This is a genomic window from Adhaeretor mobilis (assembly GCF_007741515.1).
Lineage (GTDB): Bacteria > Planctomycetota > Planctomycetia > Pirellulales > Lacipirellulaceae > Adhaeretor > Adhaeretor mobilis.
Genome location: NZ_CP036263.1, coordinates 4352851 through 4372650, shown reverse-complemented (window position 1 = coordinate 4372650; position 19800 = coordinate 4352851). Strand labels below are relative to the sequence as shown.

The following is a 19800-nucleotide window of genomic DNA, read 5'->3' as shown; positions in this document are numbered from 1 at the left end:
ATTCAGTGGTTGAACAGAAACTCGCGCGAATTCAGCAGTGCCCAGAAAACATCTTGAAGCTCGTCTCGCGGTTTAGGGTCTTCCGCAATGAGCTTATCGAGGGCCGCCAGTTCGGCATCGCTGGGCTCTCGGGAGAGGCAGCGAAGATACAGCCGACGAGCGACCTCCTGTGGCTGGGCACCTTCCTCGAGCATGCTTTCAATGAGTTTGCCTTGGTTGATTTTACCATGGACAGTTGCACCATTCATTAAATGTAAGGCTTGAGAGAGGGTCGGCTCCGCTCGTGCTTCGCACGCACACACGGTGTCTCGCTTTGATCGTCCAAAGGTTTTCAAGAAGTAGTGGTTCGCTTTGCCATCGGCCACCTGCGTAGCTCGTGCCCCCAGGGGTAGGCCGGGGAGTTTTTCCTCAGCGCCGGTCGCTTGACTCACACAGTCTAAGAGCACTTCGGCAGGAATGCGGCGGGTGCGTGCGTAAGCAAAGTTACGTCGATCGTGCTGGTTGGCTTCTGTGGTTGATGAAGCACGCTGGTACGCATTGGAGTTGCAGATATCGCGCACCAGGCGGGTGAAATCGAAATCGTACTCAATGAGCTTGCTGCCGAGCGCATCGTAGAGAGCTTGGTTACTCGGTGGATTGCTCACGCGCACATCATCCACTGGCTCGACAATGCCGACGCCGAAGAAGTGGGCCCAGAATCGATTGCCCAGATTGGTGGCGAAATACGGATTCTCTGGAGAGGTGATCCAATCAGCGGCAACTTTACGTCGATCGACGCGGTTTTCCTTTGCCAACTCAGTTGGTTCGCCACCCAAGGTTTGTGGCGGACGAGGCTTGCCATCGACCGGGTGATTCGTTTCGCCGAAGCCGCGATCGAAGACGATCATCTCGCGGTAATCCTCGCCCGGCTTGCGTCCTACTTGGGAGAAGAATGCCGCGAATCCGTAGTAGTCTTCCATCGTCCAACGATCGAACGGGTGGTTGTGACACTGTGCGCATTGCACGCGAATCCCAAGGAACGCTTGGGCAACGTTCTCGGCGGTCTTTGCTGCTAATGGCTCGACTTGATAGAAGTTGCCAGCCGGTGCCACGAAGGTTGGGCCGCTCGCGGTGAGCAACTCGTGAACGAACTCATCGAGCGGGCGATTCTGTTGAATTTGCTCGGCGATCCACTCGAAGTAGAGCTGCATCGCTTTGTAATCGACGCGATTGTTTTCCGAGCGAACCATTAACAGGTTTGCCCAGTGCAACGTCCACAGCTTGCGGAACTCAGGGGTATCGATCAGCCGATCGATTGCCAGTGCGCGTTTATCGGGAGCTTCATTTGCCAGAAACGCTTCGAGCTCTGCAACCTCAGGTAAACGTCCGGCTAGATCGATGGTGACCCGGCGAAGAAACTCCGCATCGGAAGACCTCTCGCTGGGAGGGATGCGAAGCGTATTGAGTTTCGCATCGACCAGTTCATCGATGTAGTTTGCCGGGGGCGTTTCGGTTGGCTGGTAAATAGATTCCGTCGGGAGCGTCAACACGGGGCTACCAACGGTGTGTGTGTCGAAACGTGCCATCACAAACGCCTCGCCGCGCACTCCGGCAACACAGCGGCCTTGCGGATCGATTGACGCGACAGTCGAGTCGCTGGAGAGGAACAACGCTAGGTCCGTCACGTCGCGAACGTTGCCATCGGAGTAGGTTGCTAGTGCAACGAATTGCTGAGCATCGTCTAACTCCATTGTGGCTTCTGGTGGGTAGAGTTGTAGGCTCTCGACGGTGGGAGCGTCCGCCAGATCGCTGGGTGCTCCTGCAGAAACCCAGTTGTGAAGCGTGCTGTAGTATTCGCTTTCCTTCTCGAATCGTTTCCCTCCGGTGTGCGGCACAGCGCCAATGCACTTTTCGAGGAGTAGACTGTCATCCGGCAGAGCTCGATTGAGTCGTCGTGTGGCTCGTTCCCGTGTGAGTCGGAAGTAATCGCCGGCCGGATCGTAGCCAAACAGCGAAAGCTGAAACCCATCTTTGCCGCGCGAAGAACCGTGGCACCCGCCGGCATTGCAACCGGCTCGCAAGAAAATGGGCATCACATCGTGCCGGAAACTTACCTCTTTATTGATCGTGGCGCCTTGGACGTAGACCGGCACGCTTGCGCTAAGACTGTCGGAATTGGTTTGGTCGAGGCTGGGTTGGTCGAGTCTGGCCACCAGCGTGGTATTTCCATCACGCAGGGGCTGCACTCGGCCGTCCGCCCACTTAGCTAGCGGCTCTGCTGCATTATCCGCTTTGCACTTCCACTCAACTAGGCTGGTGACGTCCACACTGATTCCGTCGGTGCGACGGGCAACGGCAATTGCCTGCTGCTTTGCCGCAGCATGGTTCAAGTGGATCTCACTGGGATAAATGGTTAGATCGACAAATTTTGGCGTCTCAGCCGGTGAAGAGGGGTCTTTGCTGGCGTTCTCTTTCTCCGCTTCGGCACCATCAGCGGCCCAGGCGAGTGAGAAGCCCCAACTGATTGCAAAGCTCAGTGCGATAAATGCTAAATGTTGCCAAGCACGATTCATGACGAGCTCCGTTTCTCTGGTGAAGGCGTACTGGCTGCCTGAGAAGCTTTCTCTTTTTCCTCTGCCTTGGGAAGCGGGTCAATACGCAACTCGCCCCGACCAAGGTTGTGTGTTACCGGCTCGCCGTTCTCAGTGATGACCACTCGGCAAGAAACTTGCCGATGCCTACCCACGCGTGACTGGGGAGTTGTCTGCACAGTAAACTTCAACTCCTTAGCGTCGGCACTAAATCGTACGGGCTGGGCGGTAACGCCTGGCGGTAAGCCGAGCAAAGTCGCTTCCGCTTCGTTCGAGAAAGGCGTGTTCACTGCTACTCCGACGACATACTCAACGGGCTCGCCCTGTTGTACAGCAACTGTCGGGAATGCGAGATTCAGGTAGGCCTCTGCGACTTTGAGCGTGACAAACTCGGAGGCACTTACTATCCGCCCACCGATCGATGCCTCGGCGAGCACTGCGATAGGCCACTCCTCGACGGCGATATTGTTGTTCGCAGTGATGGGAATGATCGCTTCGGTTTTTCCTTTGAGGATCGAACGCGAACGATTCGAGGAAACGCCGGTTGGGTTATAGAGCAGATGAACCTTGATCGAATCGTCAAAACCCTCGTCCCGAACGGCAACAACTTTTAGGTTCTTGGAACCGTTGCGCACCAGGGGAGCTTGTGGTGCGACGATTTCGACCTTGAAGGGGATTTTCTTGGTGACACTTACCGGAACGCGATCTTCATAATGACTCCACACGGGCCGATTGTTTAAGCCTCGGATGAGCCATGTTTGCTGGTTGAAGCTGGGCTGGAGGTCGCCTTCGGGAAACTTAAATGTGGCGAGACTTCCACTTAAGGGTGCGTCTGGCTTTGCTCGGAGCAAAATGGGGAGGCGTCTGAGATTCTTTGGCAGCGCAGGCATTTGTGCCTCGACTCCTGGTGGCAGGTCTTTTAGCACCAAGTCTACCGAAGCATTTCGGTTCTTCTCGCTCACGCTCAGCATTGCCGCAGTGAGCCCCCCCTGGGGGACGTCGAGCGTTGTTGCGAAGTAGCGGCGTAGTTCTTCGACCTTCACTTCGACGGCCGGCTTAGGCGGAGTCATTTCAACCCAATAGACAAAGCCGGGTCCGCCGCGATTGAGATGATCGCGGACCTCCAGGAGATACTCTCCATCGGCGGGAGCCTTGAATCGCACGAAGCTATCCGGGCGGCCTTCGGAATCGTCGTTTCCTCCGAGACGTTTCCCGTCTGCTGCAAGAATGCGAATCACCGGATCTAGCGGCGAACGCAAACTGCGGGCGAGCGCATAGATGTCTAAAACAGCACTTTTCTTAGCCGTGAAGCGAAACAGATCGCGATCATTCTCTTCCCGGATGATGCCGGTAACGACCCCCGGCACTTCGCACTCGCTTGCACTCTTTCGGCCATTGTTAGGCTCGACCTCAAGCGTACGAGGCAGATCGATAATTCTTACGGGAACTCCCGAGGGAGCAATGCCCTGCTCGTTCTTGGGAAATACCCAAGCGGTTGCTTGACCGCGACCAGACGTTCCAGCGGGAGGTAACTCGATAGTTTCTTTTTCCATGCCAGAGTTGGTTCCCAGCCAAGTCACTTCTAGTTTCTCCCCCGGCTTGCCGCCGGGTGGGAATGCACCGCTAGGACGAGGAAACTGCCCCACGTGCATGCGATAAGTGGAGAGATTGTTCCCGCGATATGCCGCCTCGCGCAGTTGGACGGTGTACTCGCCAGCCTCTGCGGCGGTAAAGGTGACAAACGGATCTTGCCAGGTTAGCGGCGCATCGTCGCAATGGGCGACTTGTTCCCCTGACGCGTTCGTGACCAGCAGGCACGGGTCGAAGAAGGTGCGTCCCAGACGTAGCCCTTCGACTTCGATGGAAATACGGTCGCCGGCTTCTAAATTCAAACGAAAGTAATCGAGATCCTCCGGCAAGATGGTGCCTTGGACCGTGACCTCGCCCTCGATTGGCTGAGCGGTCTCCACGGAGTTGTTGGGCTCTACTTCTGAGATCGTGGGAAGCATGCCAACATGAAAGGTGAGAAGATTGGTGAGCCCCGAGGCTGTGCGCAACCGAACCGGGTGACGACCCAGCGGGCAATCTTCAGCGATATTTAGCTTGGCAAGGTAGCGATTCTTTTCCTGATGCTTGAGCTCTGTAACTTCGATGCCGGGACGAGAAAACATCAATTCGAGCGAATCCTTACCAGCCCGGACAGCAACGACTTGAACTTCTACTTCCTGGCCGCGCGTAGCTCCTTGCGGTTTCAATTGCTGCAAACGCGGATCACCTGCAACGACGTTGGTTGCGAGGGTCGTTAGGACTACGCAGTTGGCTGCCAGTCGCAAAATCGTCAGTCGGATGTTCCGACAGCAATTGCGATTGCGGCTGATCGTAGCGTGGCTGGTGTTTTTCAAAATCGCGCTCGTTTAGCCCAAGAGTTCTGGGCGAATTTTGCCGCCGTTGACTATCTCAACGGGCCGGCCGCCGGGAGACATCAGTTCTTTATTCGCTGGAATACCGAGCTGATGGTAAATGGTCGTGGCGAGATCTTCAGGCGAAATGGGTGTTTCCTCCGGGTCGCTTGCCGTGGGGCCGGATGATCCGACCACCGCTCCCCGTTTGGTTCCTCCGCCAGCCAGCACCACGCTGAACACCTTCGACCAATGATCGCGGCCGCCATCCGCATTGATCTTTGGCGTGCGACCGAACTCGCTGGATACCAGCACTAAGGTTTCTCCCAGCAGGCCGCGTTCTTCTAAGTCGGCGATGAGTGCTGCATAGCCTTGATCGAACGCTGGCATGTTTCGGCGCATGTTCGTCGTGACTTGCTGGTGGTGATCCCAGCCGCCGTAGGAAAGTGTTACGAAGCGGGCACCTGCCTCCACCAGCCGACGTGCCATGAGCATGCGCTGCCCTGCTTGGTTGCGACCATAGCGATCGCGCACTTTGCCTTCTTCTGCCTCCAAATTGAATGCTTCGCGTGCAGCAGGTGAATCGATCAAGTCGAAAGCGCGTTCGTAGAAGCTTGACATCGCATGGACATCGTCCGAGGTAGTTTGGCTTGTGAACTGACGATTCACTATTTCAAGCGCCTGGCGGCGTCGCATCGCGCGAGAGTGATCGATTCCTCCGGGATGATTCAGGTCGCGCACTTTGAACCCTGCCCGCTCTGGTGCGTCTCCTAAGGCAAACGGAGCATACGCGGAACTCAGGTAGCCGGAGCTCGCGTACGGGTTAGGCGCATTAGGCACACAGATGTAGCCGGGCAGATTGTTGCGTGGACCTTGCTCGTGGCTCACCACGCTTCCCATGCTGGGGAACTGCAGGGCGGGGCTCGGCCGATAGTAGGTCATCATGTTGTGTTGGCCACGCTCGTGGGCCGCCTCGCCATGCGTGAGTGATCGCACGACAGTGAGCTTGTCGGCAAGCTGAGCAGTCTTGGGCAGCAGTTCGCTAAAGCTCTCGCCGGTTATCTTCGTGGGAATGGCCCGCAACTCACCGCGATACTCAATCGGGGCATAGGGCTTCGGGTCGAAAGATTCCTGCGCTGAAAGTCCCCCAGGGAGAAAGATGTGAATAACACTCTTGGCCACCTGGGGCGGCGTCTCGTAAAGATTCTCAGCGGCCGCCGATTCACGAATTGCTAAGAAGTCTGCCAAACCGAGCCCAAGCCCGCTCAACGCACCTACGGACAGAAACCCGCGCCGACTTAAAGGGTGGGAACTCATCGAACGAATAAGAGGAAGCACAGCGGTCTCCTACTGAATTCTAGTTGGATTCACATGCTGTCAAGACGAAGGAAAACGTCTTGAGCAAGGCGGGGTATGATGCCGGAAAACTTGCCGGCGTGCGGGCGGGAACGAATCGGTGGGGCGACGCCTCGGTGGGATCGTGTAGCGGTGGGGGGCTTGCTCTGCTGCGGACAGTATATCTGAGTCTCGAAAACTAGTCAAAAACCTTAATGGTGGGGCGGGTGGCAGAGGCCAACGCCCGGTATTCAAACGCTCATGGCGATCTATACTGGGCAAACTGCGATTCTTACCCCTAAGTAGCCAAGTCCAGCTGCTAAGTCCAGCAGTAGAACCAAAATAGCAAAGGATATGCAGTGTGAGTCACTTTATGGATCAGTTGGCCGGGGCTGTCCGGCGTTGCGGGAACCCTGTGGTCGTGGGGCTCGACCCGCGCTGGGAGCAGCTTCCCGCACCGCTGACGAATGCCATGCTAGGCGAACCTCAGGAGCGCGCCGGCGCCTATCTAGCTTTCTGCCAACAGATCATTGATGTCGTCGCTCCGCTGGTGCCGGCCGTGAAACCACAGGCAGCGTTCTTCGAGGAGCTCGGTCCTGTTGGAATGACCGCTCTGGGAACGGTGATTCGCTACGCGCAAGATCAAGGTTTGCTCGTGATTCTCGACGGCAAACGCAATGATATAGGTTCAACCGCCGAGGCGTACGCTCGCGGTTGGCTAGGTCGCAGGGATAGCCCTTGGGGCGCGGACTCGCTTACGGTGAGTCCCTACCTTGGCGAAGACAGCCTCACACCGTTTGTGAACGTGGCCACCCAGCGTAGCGCTGGCCTGTTCGTGTTAGTGAAGACTTCCAACCCGGGCGGCGGGCTTCTGCAAGATTTGGTTGCGGACGAACTTTGTGTCTATCGTCACGTGGCCGAATTGGTCGATCGCCTCTCCGCAGAAACGGTCGGCGAGTGTGGCTATGGCATCGTGGGAGCTGTGGCGGGCGCTACTTATCCAGAGCAACTTGCCGAGCTGCGTCAAGCGATGCCACACACGTGGTTCCTCGTGCCCGGTTTTGGCAGCCAAGGCGGCGGAGCGGCTGACGTAGCGGGAGGGTTCGATGAGCAAGGATTAGGAGCCGTGGTCAATAGCTCGCGCGGCATCATCTTCGCCCACCAGCGGGAAGAGTATCGTGGGAAGTACGACGACTCACAGTGGCAGCGTGCCGTGGAAGAAGCGACCCACGACATGATCGCCCAACTGCAAGAAGGCACCCCCGTAGGACAGCTTTCGCGTAAACTTCCTTGAACGCCAAGGCCGACGTGCACGTAGCTCAGCCACCGTGAAGATTCCCTAGCGTTGCTTGACCGTCTCTGCAGCCGCTCTTGCGAGATCTTCGACCTGCCCCCAGTCGCCCTCATGAAGCAGTTGATTCGGAGCGAGCCACGAACCGCCTACCGCTGAAATCAACGGTTCAGCGAGGTATTCAGCGAGGTTCGATTGCTTCACGCCACCGAGTGGAATGTACTCCAAGCCTAGATGGGCGTAAGGCGCTGCTATCGCCCGTAGATAGGGCAATCCGCCAAGCAACTCGGCGGGGAAGTATTTGAGAGTCTTGCAGCCGAATTCTAGCGCTGCTTCGATATCCGAAGCCGTTGCAATACCAGGAGCGAACGGCACATCAATTTTCGCGGCCGCTTCGAGGACTCTGGGATTCAATCCGGGCGAGACAAGAAAGGCCGCCCCGCGCTCTTGAGCGGCTTGCACCTGCTCGGGCGTGAGCACCGTGCCTACGCCCACGATCATCTCCGGCGTCGCAGCACGAATCGCCTCGAGTGCTGGCAAGGCTGCATCGCTACGAAGCGTAAGCTCCATAGCCCGCACACCACCGGCAAGCAAGGCATTGGCCAGCGGGACAGCGTGTTCGACACGGTCGATCATGAGCACGGCCAGTACGCCGGCTTGCTTGACTTGCTGGAAGACATGGTTATTCATGACTAGTAATTCTCGCTTCGACTGTATTGGAAGACTCGTTCAATCTCTTTCGCTGACATCCAAATCGACATCAACCACAAGATCGCCGCGCAAGTAATTACGTCCTAGAAGGAGAGGGAATTCAAGATGAGAGCGGTCATTGAGGTTCAATAAGACTTCTTTCTCGAGATCGTTCCAGCGAAGCTTCAGCATGATCTTGTAGCGACGTTCCTTTTTCTCAGACGTTTTGTAAATCGCGTAGTCAACGATCTTTCGCTCAAGCCATTTACTCTCCCCCTTGGAACTCTTAATACGAAAGCGGATCTTCTTACCGATATTAGCTTTCATCTCTTTGCGAATGTCTTCGTTCTCCACCTCGTCTTCGATCTCCCACTCTTCCACATGCAGCGAGCAAGTCTTGGCACCAGTGTCCACACGAGATTTTAGCTCGAACCCAGTTTCAGGCTCCGTGAGTACAGCCGTAGCGCCGATGACGCTTTTCTGCGACTTCTTCGGCTCTTGCTTTTCAGCTTTTTCCTGTGTAGCCGTTTCCTGCTCTGCCTTTTCCTTGGCTTGGCCAACTCCTAGCAGTAGGCCGGCGCTCAGAATGAGAAAGGCCGCGCTTAGCAGTGGTATCTTAGAGCGGACATAATCGTTGTATTTGCTGTAGGCTGCCATTTTTATTTATTCCTCTTAACTTGTGTAACTGGTACGCATGTTGGAGAATCGGCTATGCCAGCCGCGAAAGCGGGTGGTCTAGGGCTCAGGCTGAGAAGCCAAGCAGAACCCGTCTCGTTACTTTCACGACCTATATTACAAGACTGCACGGCGGGTGATAAGTTCCCGCTGCCAGAAAGCTGCCGAAGGGTAGCTTACACATTTTACCCGACATTTCCCCCAGTAACAGTCGTAGGTAGGCCACCGTGGGCGCCCGATCACTTAGTCATCTTACCGTAGCCGGACTTGTTCTTGTGGGACTTTCCTGCATGGCGATTCGACACAATTCCCGTGAAGCCACCACCACGGCTCTGCAAGACAGTCTATGGGAGCTGAGCTACGACATCAGCTTCGAAGCTGGTAAAGATGCCACCGTCTGGATTGCTTTGCCGAAAGAGACGAACTACGCGACGATTATTTCGGAGGAATTCCCGGGTCGCGAAGACACGACGCGTCGTCTGACTAGCGGCGCACGTGACTTTGTATCTAAGACCAGGGTGCCTGGCCCTGTCCGCGTGACAGCTGAGTTCAAGATTCGTCTAAGTCCTGAGGGAAACGGTCACCGAATCGATGACTTGGTGAACCTTCGTCCCGATGACAAATCTCGCTATCTTCAGCAGGAAGATGGCCAGCTCCGATTGAAACTAGATCGGGAATTGCAGCAAATAACCGGTGACTCTGAAACGGATGAGGAACGATTGCAGCTTCTGTTCGATCATTGTACTCACGACATCAAGGGATCGAACCAAGAATCGGAAAGCGATTCGGTCGCAAACATCATCGATGGCAGTCGTGCCTCCTCCCTCGGACGCGCTCGCACGATGGTTGCGCTTTGCCGAGCTGCCGATTTTCCGACGCGACTGGTAACAGGGTTTGAGTTAAGACAGCAAACTGTGATTAAGCCGCACGTCTGGCTAGAAGTCTTTCGTGATAATCTATGGATTCCGTTTGATCCTGAATACGGTTTTGCTCGACATATGCCCGTGCACTTCATCCCTGCACGGATCGGCGGGGAAGTTATCGCTCGCCCATCGGATACTTCCGTAGTCGACAAACTGGAATCGACATTCTCGATGCGCCGTCTGGCTCCATCCCGCGAAGTATTGAAGTCAGGGGTGCCTCATTTCAGTCAGGCGCTCGATCTCACAAACCTACCGGTAGGCATGCATGGTACGCTCTCGCTACTGCTGCTGCTGCCGCTGGGCGCTTTGATCACAGCTCTGTTTCGTAACGTGATCGGAATTCAAACCTACGGAACGTTTGCGCCTGCCTTATTGGCCATGAGCTTTATCTACGCGGATCTAGCGACAGGTCTCGTGGTGTTCGGTGTGATCATCGCCGTCGGACTAGGCGGACGATCCTTGGTCGAACGCCTCCACCTGCTGATGGTCCCGCGTCTGAGTATCATTCTCACGTTGATCATACTGTGCGTTTTATTTGGCGTCTCGATGCTCAACCAGTTGGGGCTTACCCCGACTGGCAAAGCGATCCTGCTACCGTTAGTCGTTTTGACGATCATGATTGAACGATTCTATGTGTCTGCCGAGGAGGATGGTATTGGCTTCGCGCTGCAGTTGGTCGTCGGCACAATCGTCGTTTCGGTGTTCTGCTTCCTGCTCTTGAGCTGGAATGAGGTGGGGCGGTTGATTCTCATCTATCCAGAGATTCATTTGCTGACGATTGCTGCCTTCATAGCAATCGGCCGTTACACTGGATATCGTATGACCGAACTGTGGCGATTCCGTGATCTGGCCCGTGGAGAACAGCGACCACCCACACCGCCCAGCGCGGCTATGAGTAGTTCCGTTGAGCTACCTTCGGAGGACGCCCCGTGAGTCGCGAATCCTCTCGATCTTGGGCCTGGCCTAGCGAACTGCGCAATGCAGGAATCCTGGGCATCAACCGGCGGAACTTGGAATTCATTGCGGAGAATAATCCGCGACTGTTCTATCCGCGCGTCGATAACAAGCTGCTCACCAAGCAGATCTGCGAAGACAACAAGATTCCCATCCCTTCGACCTATGCGGTACTCCGTTCCCAGGGCGAAGTGTACAAATTTCCTGGCTACATCAAAGGTCTCACGGATTTCGTCGTGAAACCGGCCAGCGGTGCTGCCGGTCGTGGAATCATCGTTGTCGCGGCGCGATCTGGAGAAGATTTCAAGACACCCAGTGGCAAGTTGCTCACCTGGAGTGACCTGCGTTATCACCTCTCGACGATCATCTCGGGACTCTACTCCCTGGGTGGGAGACCGGACGAAGTGATCGTCGAACAACGAATCATCAGCCACCACGCACTGGTGAAAGTCACCGTCGGCGGCACGCCAGACATCCGCGTTATTCTCTACCAAGGCGTGCCTGTCATGGCGATGGTCCGCCTGCCCACGAACGAATCGGGCGGCCGCGCCAATCTGCATCAAGGAGCGATAGCCGCGGCGATCGATCTGAGCAGCGGCGTGACGTTTGGCGGCGTTTGCAAGAATCGTAAGATTTCCTGGCACCCCGATACGGGTGAGCCCATCGCCGGCCTATTGATTCCTGGCTGGAAGAACCTGCTAACCGCGGCGATGAAACTGGGCGACGTGCTGGAAATGGGCTACGTCGGTATCGATTTTGTCATCGACGCCAATGACGGCCCCGTCGTCCTCGAAGCCAACGCACGACCCGGTCTCGCGATCCAGGTCGCCCACGGTCAGGGTATCACCAAACGGCTGGAATTCGTAGAGCAGCAAGACGTGGACCGTCGTTTGGAAGATCGCTGGAATCTGATCGACGAGCTGGCGAAGATGGGGATGTGAAGTCCTGTTGATTGAGGGCGTAGGATATTTCCCCAGTAAGCAAGTCTCGCAATTCTTTGAGTCATTCACTCCTCTTCACAACAGACTCACTCCCCACGGAGAATCGCCTGCACGCTGGCTGCGAGTTGGTTGCTGGCTACCGTCGTTTGGGCCGGTTGCTCGTTTCGCCAGGTCTTATTGTCGTCGATCTCCTCGGCTAGTTTTTTGCCAAGGCCCATGTTCTTGAGTGTGACTTCGCCTTTCTCGAATTCGCTGCCACCAGCAATCACGACGACCGGGGCGCGGCGACGGTCCGCATATTTCATCTGCGCTTTGAAACCACTGCTCCCGTGGTACAACTCAGCAGCGATGCTGGCGGAGCGTAGCTCTTGCACCATTCGTTGATACTCACCGAGACGATCCTTTTCCATGATCGTCACAATCACCGGTCCCAGGGGTAGCTCTTGGGAATCGCCCTCTAAGTGTTCCAAGGCTGCCAGCAAGCGATCGACGCCAATGCTTGCACCGGTGGCCGGTACTTTTTGGCCAGTGAAACGTTCGACCAAGTAGTCGTAGCGCCCACCGCCAGCCACGGAGCCAAACTTCTTCGTCTTGCCCTTCACTTTCACTTCAAAGGGAAGCTCGATTTCAAACACGGGGCCCGTGTAGTAGTCGAGACCGCGCACCAAACTGGGATCGAAACGCACTTGCTCGGGGCCGAGGTCCATGACTTGCAGAAGTTCATCGATTTGCATTAGCTCCTCAACTCCTTCGCGGCCTGCTTCACTCGCCTCGGTCATTTTCATGAGAGCAGCACACGTGGCTGCGCGATCGTCCGCGCGACATTGCAGGTAGGCGAGCAGTTGATCGATAGCCGGAGTCTCTAGTCCGACGCCAGCCACGATGGAACCTGACTTGTCTTTTCGCCCTTCACCCAGTTGAGCCGCCAGACCCTCCATACCTAGGTCGTCCAGCTTGTCGAGCGATCGAAGCACGTCGCCGCAAATAGCTGGATCGTCGATGCCGAGGACTTCCAACAAACCGTTGAGCACCTTGCGATTGTTCACTCGGATCACGAAGTCGTTAATGCCTAGCGCCCGCATGGCTGCGGCCAACACTTCGCATACTTCTGCATCAGCGGTAATGCTCCCAGCGCCGACGGTATCAAAGTCGCACTGGTAGAACTGACGAAAACGGTCTTTGCCCGGCTTGATTTCGCGGCGCCAAACAGGCCCATATTGATAACGCCGAAAGGGTGTGGGCAATTCTAGCCGGTGTTCGGCAACCACACGAGCTAGTTGAGCCGTGAGGTCGTATCGCAGGCCGAGCCATTGGTCGTCTAGGTCGTCGCGAAAGGCGAAGATGCCCGTGTCGGGCGCGTCTTTGTCGGGCAAAAACTTGCCGAGTGCATCCACGTATTCGATGCTGCTGGTTTCCAGGGGTTGGAAACCGAAACGCTCATACACGCTGCTGATCTTGTCCAACATATCACGACGGGCAATCACCTGCGGGGCGAATGCATCGCGGAAACCTTTCGGCCTACGTGCCTTTGGTCGTTGGGCCTTGTCTTTCTTGCTCATTGCTTGACCAGACTCTCTGTTGACGCAGCGCTGCTCGATGACTCGGGAAACTCCACCGTCGAGAAGTAGTCGTCCAAGGTTTCGGCACGACGAATCTGCCGTGCTGAACCATCGCTCTCTAACATGATTTCGGCTGAACGGAGTCGCCCGTTATATTGAAATCCCATCGAGTGGCCATGAGCGCCCGCATCGTGGATGACGAGCAAGTCGCCCGGCTCGACCTCGGGAAGTTCACGATCGATGGCAAATTTGTCGTTGTTCTCACAAAGCGATCCCACGACATCTACTTCGCCAGCCAAGGGAGCTGCTTCTTTGCCAACAGCCGTAATGTGATGGTACGCGCCGTACATCCCAGGCCGCATGAGATTCGACATACACGCATCAACGCCCACGTAACGTTTGTGCGTGTGCTTCTTATTGATGACTCGGGTGATGAGCGCCCCGTAGGGACCGGTCATCGAGCGACCGTTTTCCATGCAAATCTTCAACGGCGTCAGACCTGCGGGTGTGAGGATTTGTTCGTAAAGCTCTTGCACACCGGAGCCTAGGCGTTGCAAATCCAACGGTTGTTGCTCGGGACGATAAGGTATGCCGATGCCGCCACCGAGGTTGATCGATTCGATAGCGATGCCCGTCTTTTCCTTTATCTCGACTGCCAACTCGAACAGCATACGAGCCGTTTCCATGAACGATTCGTGTTCGAGCTCGTTCGAGACGACCATCGTGTGAAGCCCGAAGCGAGTCGCGCCCAACTCCTTGCACTTCTGATAACAACCGGGCATCTGCTCTCGTGTGAGACCGAACTTCGCTTCCTTGGGATTGCCAATGATGACGTTCCCCTCACGCTCTGCCCCCGGGTTGTAGCGGAAGGAAATCAGTTCCGGCATGCCCACTTCCGAGTGAAGTTGATCAATCAAGGAAGCGTCATCCAGATTGATCACTGCGCCCAAATCGGCCGCCTGCTGGAATTCCTCGGGCGTCGTATTGTTCGACGTGAACATCACCTCCTCGCCCGTGATGCCGAGTCGCTCGCAAATAACCAGCTCTGCCGGGCTCGAACAGTCCGCCCCGCAGCCTGCTTCGTGTAAGAGTTTCACAATGTGGGGATTAGGCGTGGCTTTCACGGCGAAGAATTGCTTGAAGCCCTCATTCCAACTGAATGCGGCCAGCAAATCGCTCACGCGCTGTCGGATTCTATCCGCATGGTAAACGTGGAATGGCGTGGGAAACTCAGCGGCGAGCTGCTGGATCTGGCTGTCTGTGAATACGGGAACGGGTTCGGGCATAATTGGCTACGCTATTGGATTGGCTACGTTTTCAGTGAATACTACTGGAGAGTCATTAAGCGAGCCCTCATTATGACCGACCCGTGCTCACTGCCAAGGCGACCCAGCTGGCTTCACGCAGGTTCGCGAAAATTTCCCGCAATTCCACGCAGGAATCCTCCCGCTCAAGCGCAGCAGCAGAGTACGGCGACTGATAAACTGGCATGCTTGTCCTTGCTATTCCGCGAATAGAGGAGAGAGAGATACCTTGGCAAAATTCTTAATAGCAATGGTAGTGGGCACCGCTTTGGCGTTAGTCGCCGGCGTGTTTTGGCGCCGCTGGCGGAAGGCCCAGTTGGGCGCGAAACGCCAGCTGGCGATGCTTGATTTGCGAGATCAGCTTGCACAAATGAGCCCCCAGTTTCTCAAAGCAGCAGCAGCCACCGGTAAGCCACGCGGCTTAGCCTGGAAGACGGTCGACCTGCACGAAGATACGGCTTTTGCGACCGAGCGAGTCTCGGGCGAGCTGTACGCCATGATCGACGCAACTGTCAGCTTCACGGCCATCGAGGGGGGCGGCATGGAAGAAGTGGAAGCTGTCAGCAATCTGCGTTCGGCCACGGCGGTGTTCGTCCATCGCAACGGACGCTGGGATACTGACGGACGCGTCGTCTTCAATCTTGATCCGAGTGAAACGGTTGCTCACTACGAGGAGTCGCTCGAACCAGTCTCCATAGGTTCCTGAGCCGAGGCGACTTCGTTACTGGAACAACGACGGGCGGCCCGTTTGGCGTCGCCAGCTCGAGAGGTGCCCAATGTGTGCCGCCTCGTGAGTGCTCATCAGGTGAGCGACTAAATCGGCGACCGTTGGCAGCCGTACCCTGAGGAACTCAATTGGGTTGGGGTCGGTGAGTTGCTCGGGCGAAAAACCATGGGAAGCTTCTACCACGGCTGCATGCCCCTCCCGCAGCGATTTCATGAGTTCTTGTTTTGAAGGATGACTGCTTCCTTCAGAGGCGGGTTGAGAACCTGGTCCGAACATCGTGTGCCATTCTTCCGAGAACCGCTTTTCCTTGCCAAATGATTTCATCGCGTAATCCGTGCAGACTGCCAGATGACCCAGTTGCCAGCCTGGGTGATTCACTCCAGGATTTGGCACAATCAGCAACTCTTCCTGTGGAATGTCCTCCATGAGTTGTTCGCAATAGCCCAGGTTGAAAGCGTAGAGATTTCGGAAGGTATCATTCATGAGGTACTCATGGGTATGAAGTTAGATTGGTTGCGAAGGGTTCGATCGTTCAGGAGGGGGAGTTCGCCGACTGGGGGATCCAAGTACGTGGATCTTGGCCAAATAAGGTTTCAAGCATGCCGAATAACTCTAAAGAATCGTCATGCAGATGGTGCGGACGCGTAAAGAAACATTCGGTGGCGACCGCGAAAAACTCGGCCTGATTTTTGGCTCCGTATTTGTCTAGCAGCGTGTATGTGCCTTGCTTGCTCGATCTGCGAAGCTCGTGGTACTCGTCGGAAATGACACGAAACCATTCTTTCTCTATTTCGTAGCTCGTCAAAGGCGGAGCGCCATCGGCGTTTCCATCTAGACCGTCCATGTGGTGAGCAAACTCGTGCAGCACGAGGTTCGTCCGCGATCTTGGGTTTTGCGCCTCGGCAAGCAAGCGGTCCCACGACAGTACAATGGGTCCACCCGTCCACGCCTCACCCGATCGCGCGGCGCCACCGAAAACGGGATCGCTGGAACTGGGGATCAGCAAGTGCTCTCGGCTGGTTGGCTCATTCTGATAAGACGAAGGATACACGATAATTGTATGCAGCCGGTCGAAATAGAAGCCCTCGCCAAACCCCAACGTAAGCAGTGCCGCTTGTCCGGCGATTGTGACTCGCATTTCGTCGGTCACGGAGAAATCTCTGCCCCCGACCCAGTCCTTCTCGTGGAAACAGACTTTCACGAATTCGCGCATCTTGCGCTGCTGCTTGCTATCGAGGTGCTGGTAGTGCCAGACGTTCGCCAGAAGCCACTTTTCCCAAGTGGCGGGTTCACGCTCTGCAAGCCAGCGTCGTCGTCTGCGATTCTTGAACCAGCCGAAGAACATTGTGGGATGTTGCTCTTGTGATAGAGTTCGAAACGTGGTCGTAGCTGTAGCTAGCCATAGATTTCACTCACTCATCCAGAAGTTTTCGCAAGACGGTTTGCAAAATGCCGCCGTTGCGGTAGTAGTCCAACTCTACGGGAGTATCGATGCGGACCTGCGTGAGAAACTCGCGGGACTTGCCATCGGGGGAAGTTGCGCGCACGGTCAATTGCTGGCGAGGTTCTAGCGAATCATTCAGGTCTGGGATAGCGAATGTCTCTTCTCCGGTAAGACCTAGAGATTGCCACGTGGCACCCAATTCGAATTGCAGCGGCAGCACACCCATCATGACGAGATTGCTGCGATGAATTCGTTCGTAACTGGCAGCAATCACCGCTCGGACGCCTAGCAGAAAGGTCCCTTTCGCGGCCCAGTCGCGACTGCTTCCGGTGCCGTACTCCGCTCCTGCAAGCACTACTAGAGGCGTATCACTCTCTTGGTATTTCATCGCTGCGTCGTAGATCGACATGACTTCGTTCTTATCGTCGCCAAGATAGCGGGTGACGCCCCCCTCGGTGCCAGGAGCGAGCTGGTTGCGGATGCGAATATTGGCGAATGTGCCGCGAGTCATCACTCGATCGTTACCGCGACGGCTGCCGTAACTGTTGAAATCCCGAGGTTCGACACCATTGGCTTGCAAGTAGCTGCCTGCGGGGCTCGTAGAAGCGATCGCTCCGGCGGGGGAAATGTGATCGGTTGTCGTAGAATCGCCCAGCAGAGCCAAACAACGTGCCCCGACTAACGATTCTATCGGTTGAGCTTCTCTAGGCAGCCCTACCAGGAACGGAGGCTCTTGAATGTATGTGCTGGTCTCGCTCCAGTCGTAGAGTTCGCCACCTGAGATTTCAATCGCATTCCACATTGGGTTCTTCTGCCACACGTTGTCGTACTGAGCTTGAAACATCTCAGGCAGCACGCAGGCATCGACCACCTCGCGAACTTCTTCGTGAGACGGCCAAATGTCTTTAAGAAATACCTCGGCTCCGTCTGAATCTGTGCCTAAGGGGTCTCGGACGAGATCCTTATCCACGGAGCCGGCCAAAGCGTAAGCAACCACCAACGGCGGGCTCGCTAAGTAATTGGCTTTTACGTGCGGATTGATTCGTCCCTCGAAGTTTCGATTGCCGCTGAGTACGCCGGAGACGACAAGATCGTGCTCCTCAACGGCTCCGGAAATGGGTTCAGGCAGGGGGCCGCTGTTGCCAATACACGTGGTGCAGCCATAGCCGACGGTATAGAAGCCGATTTTCTCCAAGTCCTCGTCCAGGCCGGCACGCTCTAGGTAATCTGTCACCACACGGCTGCCGGGGGCGAGGCTTGTCTTCACCTGCGGGCTGACAGTGAGTCCGCGCTCAACGGCTTTCTTAGCAACTAGACCGGCGGCAACCATGACCGAAGGATTACTTGTATTCGTGCAACTGGTAATTGCGGCGATCACGACAGACCCATGCGCGAGTGGGAATTGTTTGTCCTCCCAAAAAACCTCGACTCCATCGAAACCTGCGTCGGCGACGGCCACGGCTGGATCGGGTTGAGCGGCACCCGGCTCGATGGGCTGTCCACCCTCACCTTCCCAACGTCCTTGGGGTGAACCGTCGGCAGGATATTTATTGAACACCTCACCCAAGTCGTGACGCCAAGTGCTTTTCATGGCACTCAAACTGATGCGATCTTGTGGCCGTTTCGGCCCTGCGAGGCTTGGCTCGACGGTGGAAAGGTCGAGTTCAACTACCTCGCTGAAGGTGGGGGGTGGCGTGCTTTCGGTTACGAACAGCCCCTGCTCCTTGGTGTATCGTTCGACCAACTGCACTTCTTCTTCCGTGCGACCTGTGCGTCGCAGATAGGCGAGCGTTTCCTCATCAATGGGAAAGAACCCCATCGTGGCACCGTACTCCGGCGACATATTCGCGATCGTTGCCCGGTCTGCGAGCGACATTTTCGCCACGCCATCGCCAAAGAACTCGACAAACTTTCCGACGACACCCTGGCCACGCAAGATTTCTGTGACGGTGAGAACCATATCGGTCGCCGTGGCACCGGCTGGCAATTCGCCGGTGAGTTTCATGCCGACTACTTCCGGCATGAGCATATAGATAGGCTGCCCGAGCATGACGCCTTCCGCTTCGATGCCACCAACCCCCCAACCAACGACCCCCAGGCCATCGATCATCGTGGTGTGGCTATCGGTGCCGACGAGCGAGTCGGGCACGGCTACCGTGCCTGCATGATCTTCCCGCAGGAATACGCACTTCGCTAAATATTCGAGATTCACCTGATGAACAATGCCCGTGCCTGGAGGAACCACGCGGAAGTTGTCGAATGCTTCTTGTCCCCAGCGTAGGAACTCGTAGCGTTCTTGATTGCGCGAGAATTCAAGCTCGATGTTCAAATCAAGTGCCGCATCACTGGCAAAATAGTCAACCTGCACAGAGTGATCGATCACCAAGTCGGCTGGAACCAGCGGATTGATCTTTTTCGGGTCGCCGCCCAGTCGTTCCATAGCGGATCGCATGGCGGCAAGGTCTACAACTGCAGGCACACCGGTAAAGTCCTGCAGAACCACGCGGGCCGGCTTGAAGGGGACCTCTACCTCGCCCGAAGCGGCAGTGGCGGGAGACCAGGCAGCCAGATTCTTCACGTCTTGCTCGCGAACTACATAGCCATCGCAGTTTCGCAGGCACGATTCCAGCAGTACCCGAATCGAAAACGGCAGCTTGTCGATCTCGGCAAGCCCCGCTTTTTCCAACGCCGATAGGCGATAGATGCCTGCCTGGCCGGAACCGGTATCGAAGGTGTCGCGTGCGGAGAACGGATCGGTTTTCAGTGCCTGATCTGCCATATCGTCAATCTCTCTCACTTTGGGTGTCTAAAGAACTCGCCTAGGCGCAGATACGCAGTTTAGCGTTTTCCCATGGCCCTGTCTGGGGGCAACGTGATAGGAACACAACACGTCTAGCCGGACCGGGTGTGCTTGCAGAGACTCGGTAGGGCAATCCAGCCAGTTCGGTTAGACTGGGCCGCTACTAATCAGCCTCCAACATTCGCGAT

General features: G+C 56.1%; 14 protein-coding genes. 4 read left to right on the top strand and 10 right to left on the bottom strand.

Going from position 1 to position 19800, the window contains the following annotated elements; translation table 11 throughout:
* Window positions 1-2: 2 nt before the first annotated feature.
* The 3 genes from HG15A2_RS17235 to HG15A2_RS17225 are packed head-to-tail and all read right to left on the bottom strand — an operon-like array spanning window position 3 to window position 6286.
* Window positions 3-2552 carry a DUF1549 and DUF1553 domain-containing protein gene (locus HG15A2_RS17235; protein WP_145061709.1) on the bottom strand — a complete coding sequence of 850 codons (2550 nt, stop codon included), beginning with the start codon at window positions 2550-2552 and terminating at the stop codon, window positions 3-5.
* Window positions 2549-4972 (bottom strand): PPC domain-containing protein, encoded by a 2424-nt coding sequence (locus tag HG15A2_RS17230; protein ID WP_145061708.1) that lies wholly within the window; start codon window positions 4970-4972, stop codon window positions 2549-2551. The genes HG15A2_RS17235 and HG15A2_RS17230 overlap by 4 nt, the downstream gene beginning before the upstream one ends.
* A 12-nt stretch (window positions 4973-4984) precedes the next feature.
* Window positions 4985-6286: a DUF1501 domain-containing protein gene (locus HG15A2_RS17225; protein WP_145061706.1), complete on the bottom strand. Its 1302-nt coding sequence runs from the start codon at window positions 6284-6286 to the stop codon at window positions 4985-4987.
* Window positions 6287-6677: 391 nt separating this feature from the next.
* On the opposite strand from HG15A2_RS17225, the gene pyrF reads away from it, so the two are divergent.
* Window positions 6678-7598, top strand: a complete 921-nt coding sequence (gene pyrF, locus HG15A2_RS17220; protein ID WP_145064127.1) for an orotidine-5'-phosphate decarboxylase — start codon at window positions 6678-6680, stop codon at window positions 7596-7598.
* Between the two features lie 45 nt (window positions 7599-7643).
* On the opposite strand, the gene eda is transcribed toward pyrF, so the two are convergent.
* On the bottom strand, window positions 7644-8285 hold the full coding sequence (gene eda / locus HG15A2_RS17215; RefSeq protein WP_145061704.1) for a bifunctional 4-hydroxy-2-oxoglutarate aldolase/2-dehydro-3-deoxy-phosphogluconate aldolase: 642 nt from the start codon (window positions 8283-8285) through the stop codon (window positions 7644-7646).
* A 39-nt stretch (window positions 8286-8324) separates the two neighbouring features.
* On the bottom strand, window positions 8325-8942 hold the full coding sequence (locus tag HG15A2_RS17210) for a putative ATP-dependent zinc protease (RefSeq protein ID WP_145061702.1): 618 nt from the start codon (window positions 8940-8942) through the stop codon (window positions 8325-8327).
* 308 nt (window positions 8943-9250) lie between these two features.
* On the opposite strand from HG15A2_RS17210, the gene HG15A2_RS17205 reads away from it, so the two are divergent.
* Window positions 9251-10816, top strand: a complete 1566-nt coding sequence (locus tag HG15A2_RS17205; protein WP_145061700.1) for a 7TM domain-containing protein — start codon at window positions 9251-9253, stop codon at window positions 10814-10816.
* The gene (locus HG15A2_RS17200) at window positions 10813-11778 is read left to right on the top strand and encodes an alpha-L-glutamate ligase-like protein (protein WP_145061698.1); all 966 of its coding nucleotides are present in this window, start codon (window positions 10813-10815) and stop codon (window positions 11776-11778) included. Before HG15A2_RS17205 ends, HG15A2_RS17200 begins: the two co-directional genes overlap by 4 nt.
* 86 nt (window positions 11779-11864) lie before the next feature.
* On the opposite strand, the gene hisS is transcribed toward HG15A2_RS17200, so the two are convergent.
* Window positions 11865-13337, bottom strand: coding sequence for a histidine--tRNA ligase (gene hisS / locus HG15A2_RS17195; RefSeq protein ID WP_145061696.1), 1473 nt, complete (start codon window positions 13335-13337; stop codon window positions 11865-11867).
* Entirely contained in the window at window positions 13334-14623 is a 1290-nt protein-coding gene (lysA, locus tag HG15A2_RS17190; protein WP_145061694.1) for a diaminopimelate decarboxylase, read from the bottom strand. The genes hisS and lysA overlap by 4 nt, the downstream gene beginning before the upstream one ends.
* A gap of 247 nt (window positions 14624-14870) precedes the next feature.
* Here lysA and HG15A2_RS17185 point away from each other — a divergent pair, with 247 nt between their 5' ends.
* Window positions 14871-15347, top strand: coding sequence for a hypothetical protein (locus tag HG15A2_RS17185; protein WP_145061692.1), 477 nt, complete (start codon window positions 14871-14873; stop codon window positions 15345-15347).
* 15 nt (window positions 15348-15362) lie between these two features.
* Here the strand turns inward: HG15A2_RS17185 and HG15A2_RS17180 are convergent, their stop codons facing one another.
* The 3 genes from HG15A2_RS17180 to acnA form a co-directional block, all read right to left on the bottom strand.
* A complete protein-coding gene (locus HG15A2_RS17180) occupies window positions 15363-15851 on the bottom strand; it encodes a DinB family protein (RefSeq protein ID WP_145061690.1) in 489 nt (162 codons plus the stop codon).
* Between the two features lie 49 nt (window positions 15852-15900).
* Window positions 15901-16713 carry a M90 family metallopeptidase gene (locus HG15A2_RS17175; protein ID WP_145061688.1) on the bottom strand — a complete coding sequence of 271 codons (813 nt, stop codon included), beginning with the start codon at window positions 16711-16713 and terminating at the stop codon, window positions 15901-15903.
* A 67-nt stretch (window positions 16714-16780) separates the two neighbouring features.
* Window positions 16781-19591, bottom strand: a complete 2811-nt coding sequence (acnA, locus tag HG15A2_RS17170; RefSeq protein WP_145064126.1) for an aconitate hydratase — start codon at window positions 19589-19591, stop codon at window positions 16781-16783.
* Between the last annotated feature and the right edge of the window lie 209 nt (window positions 19592-19800).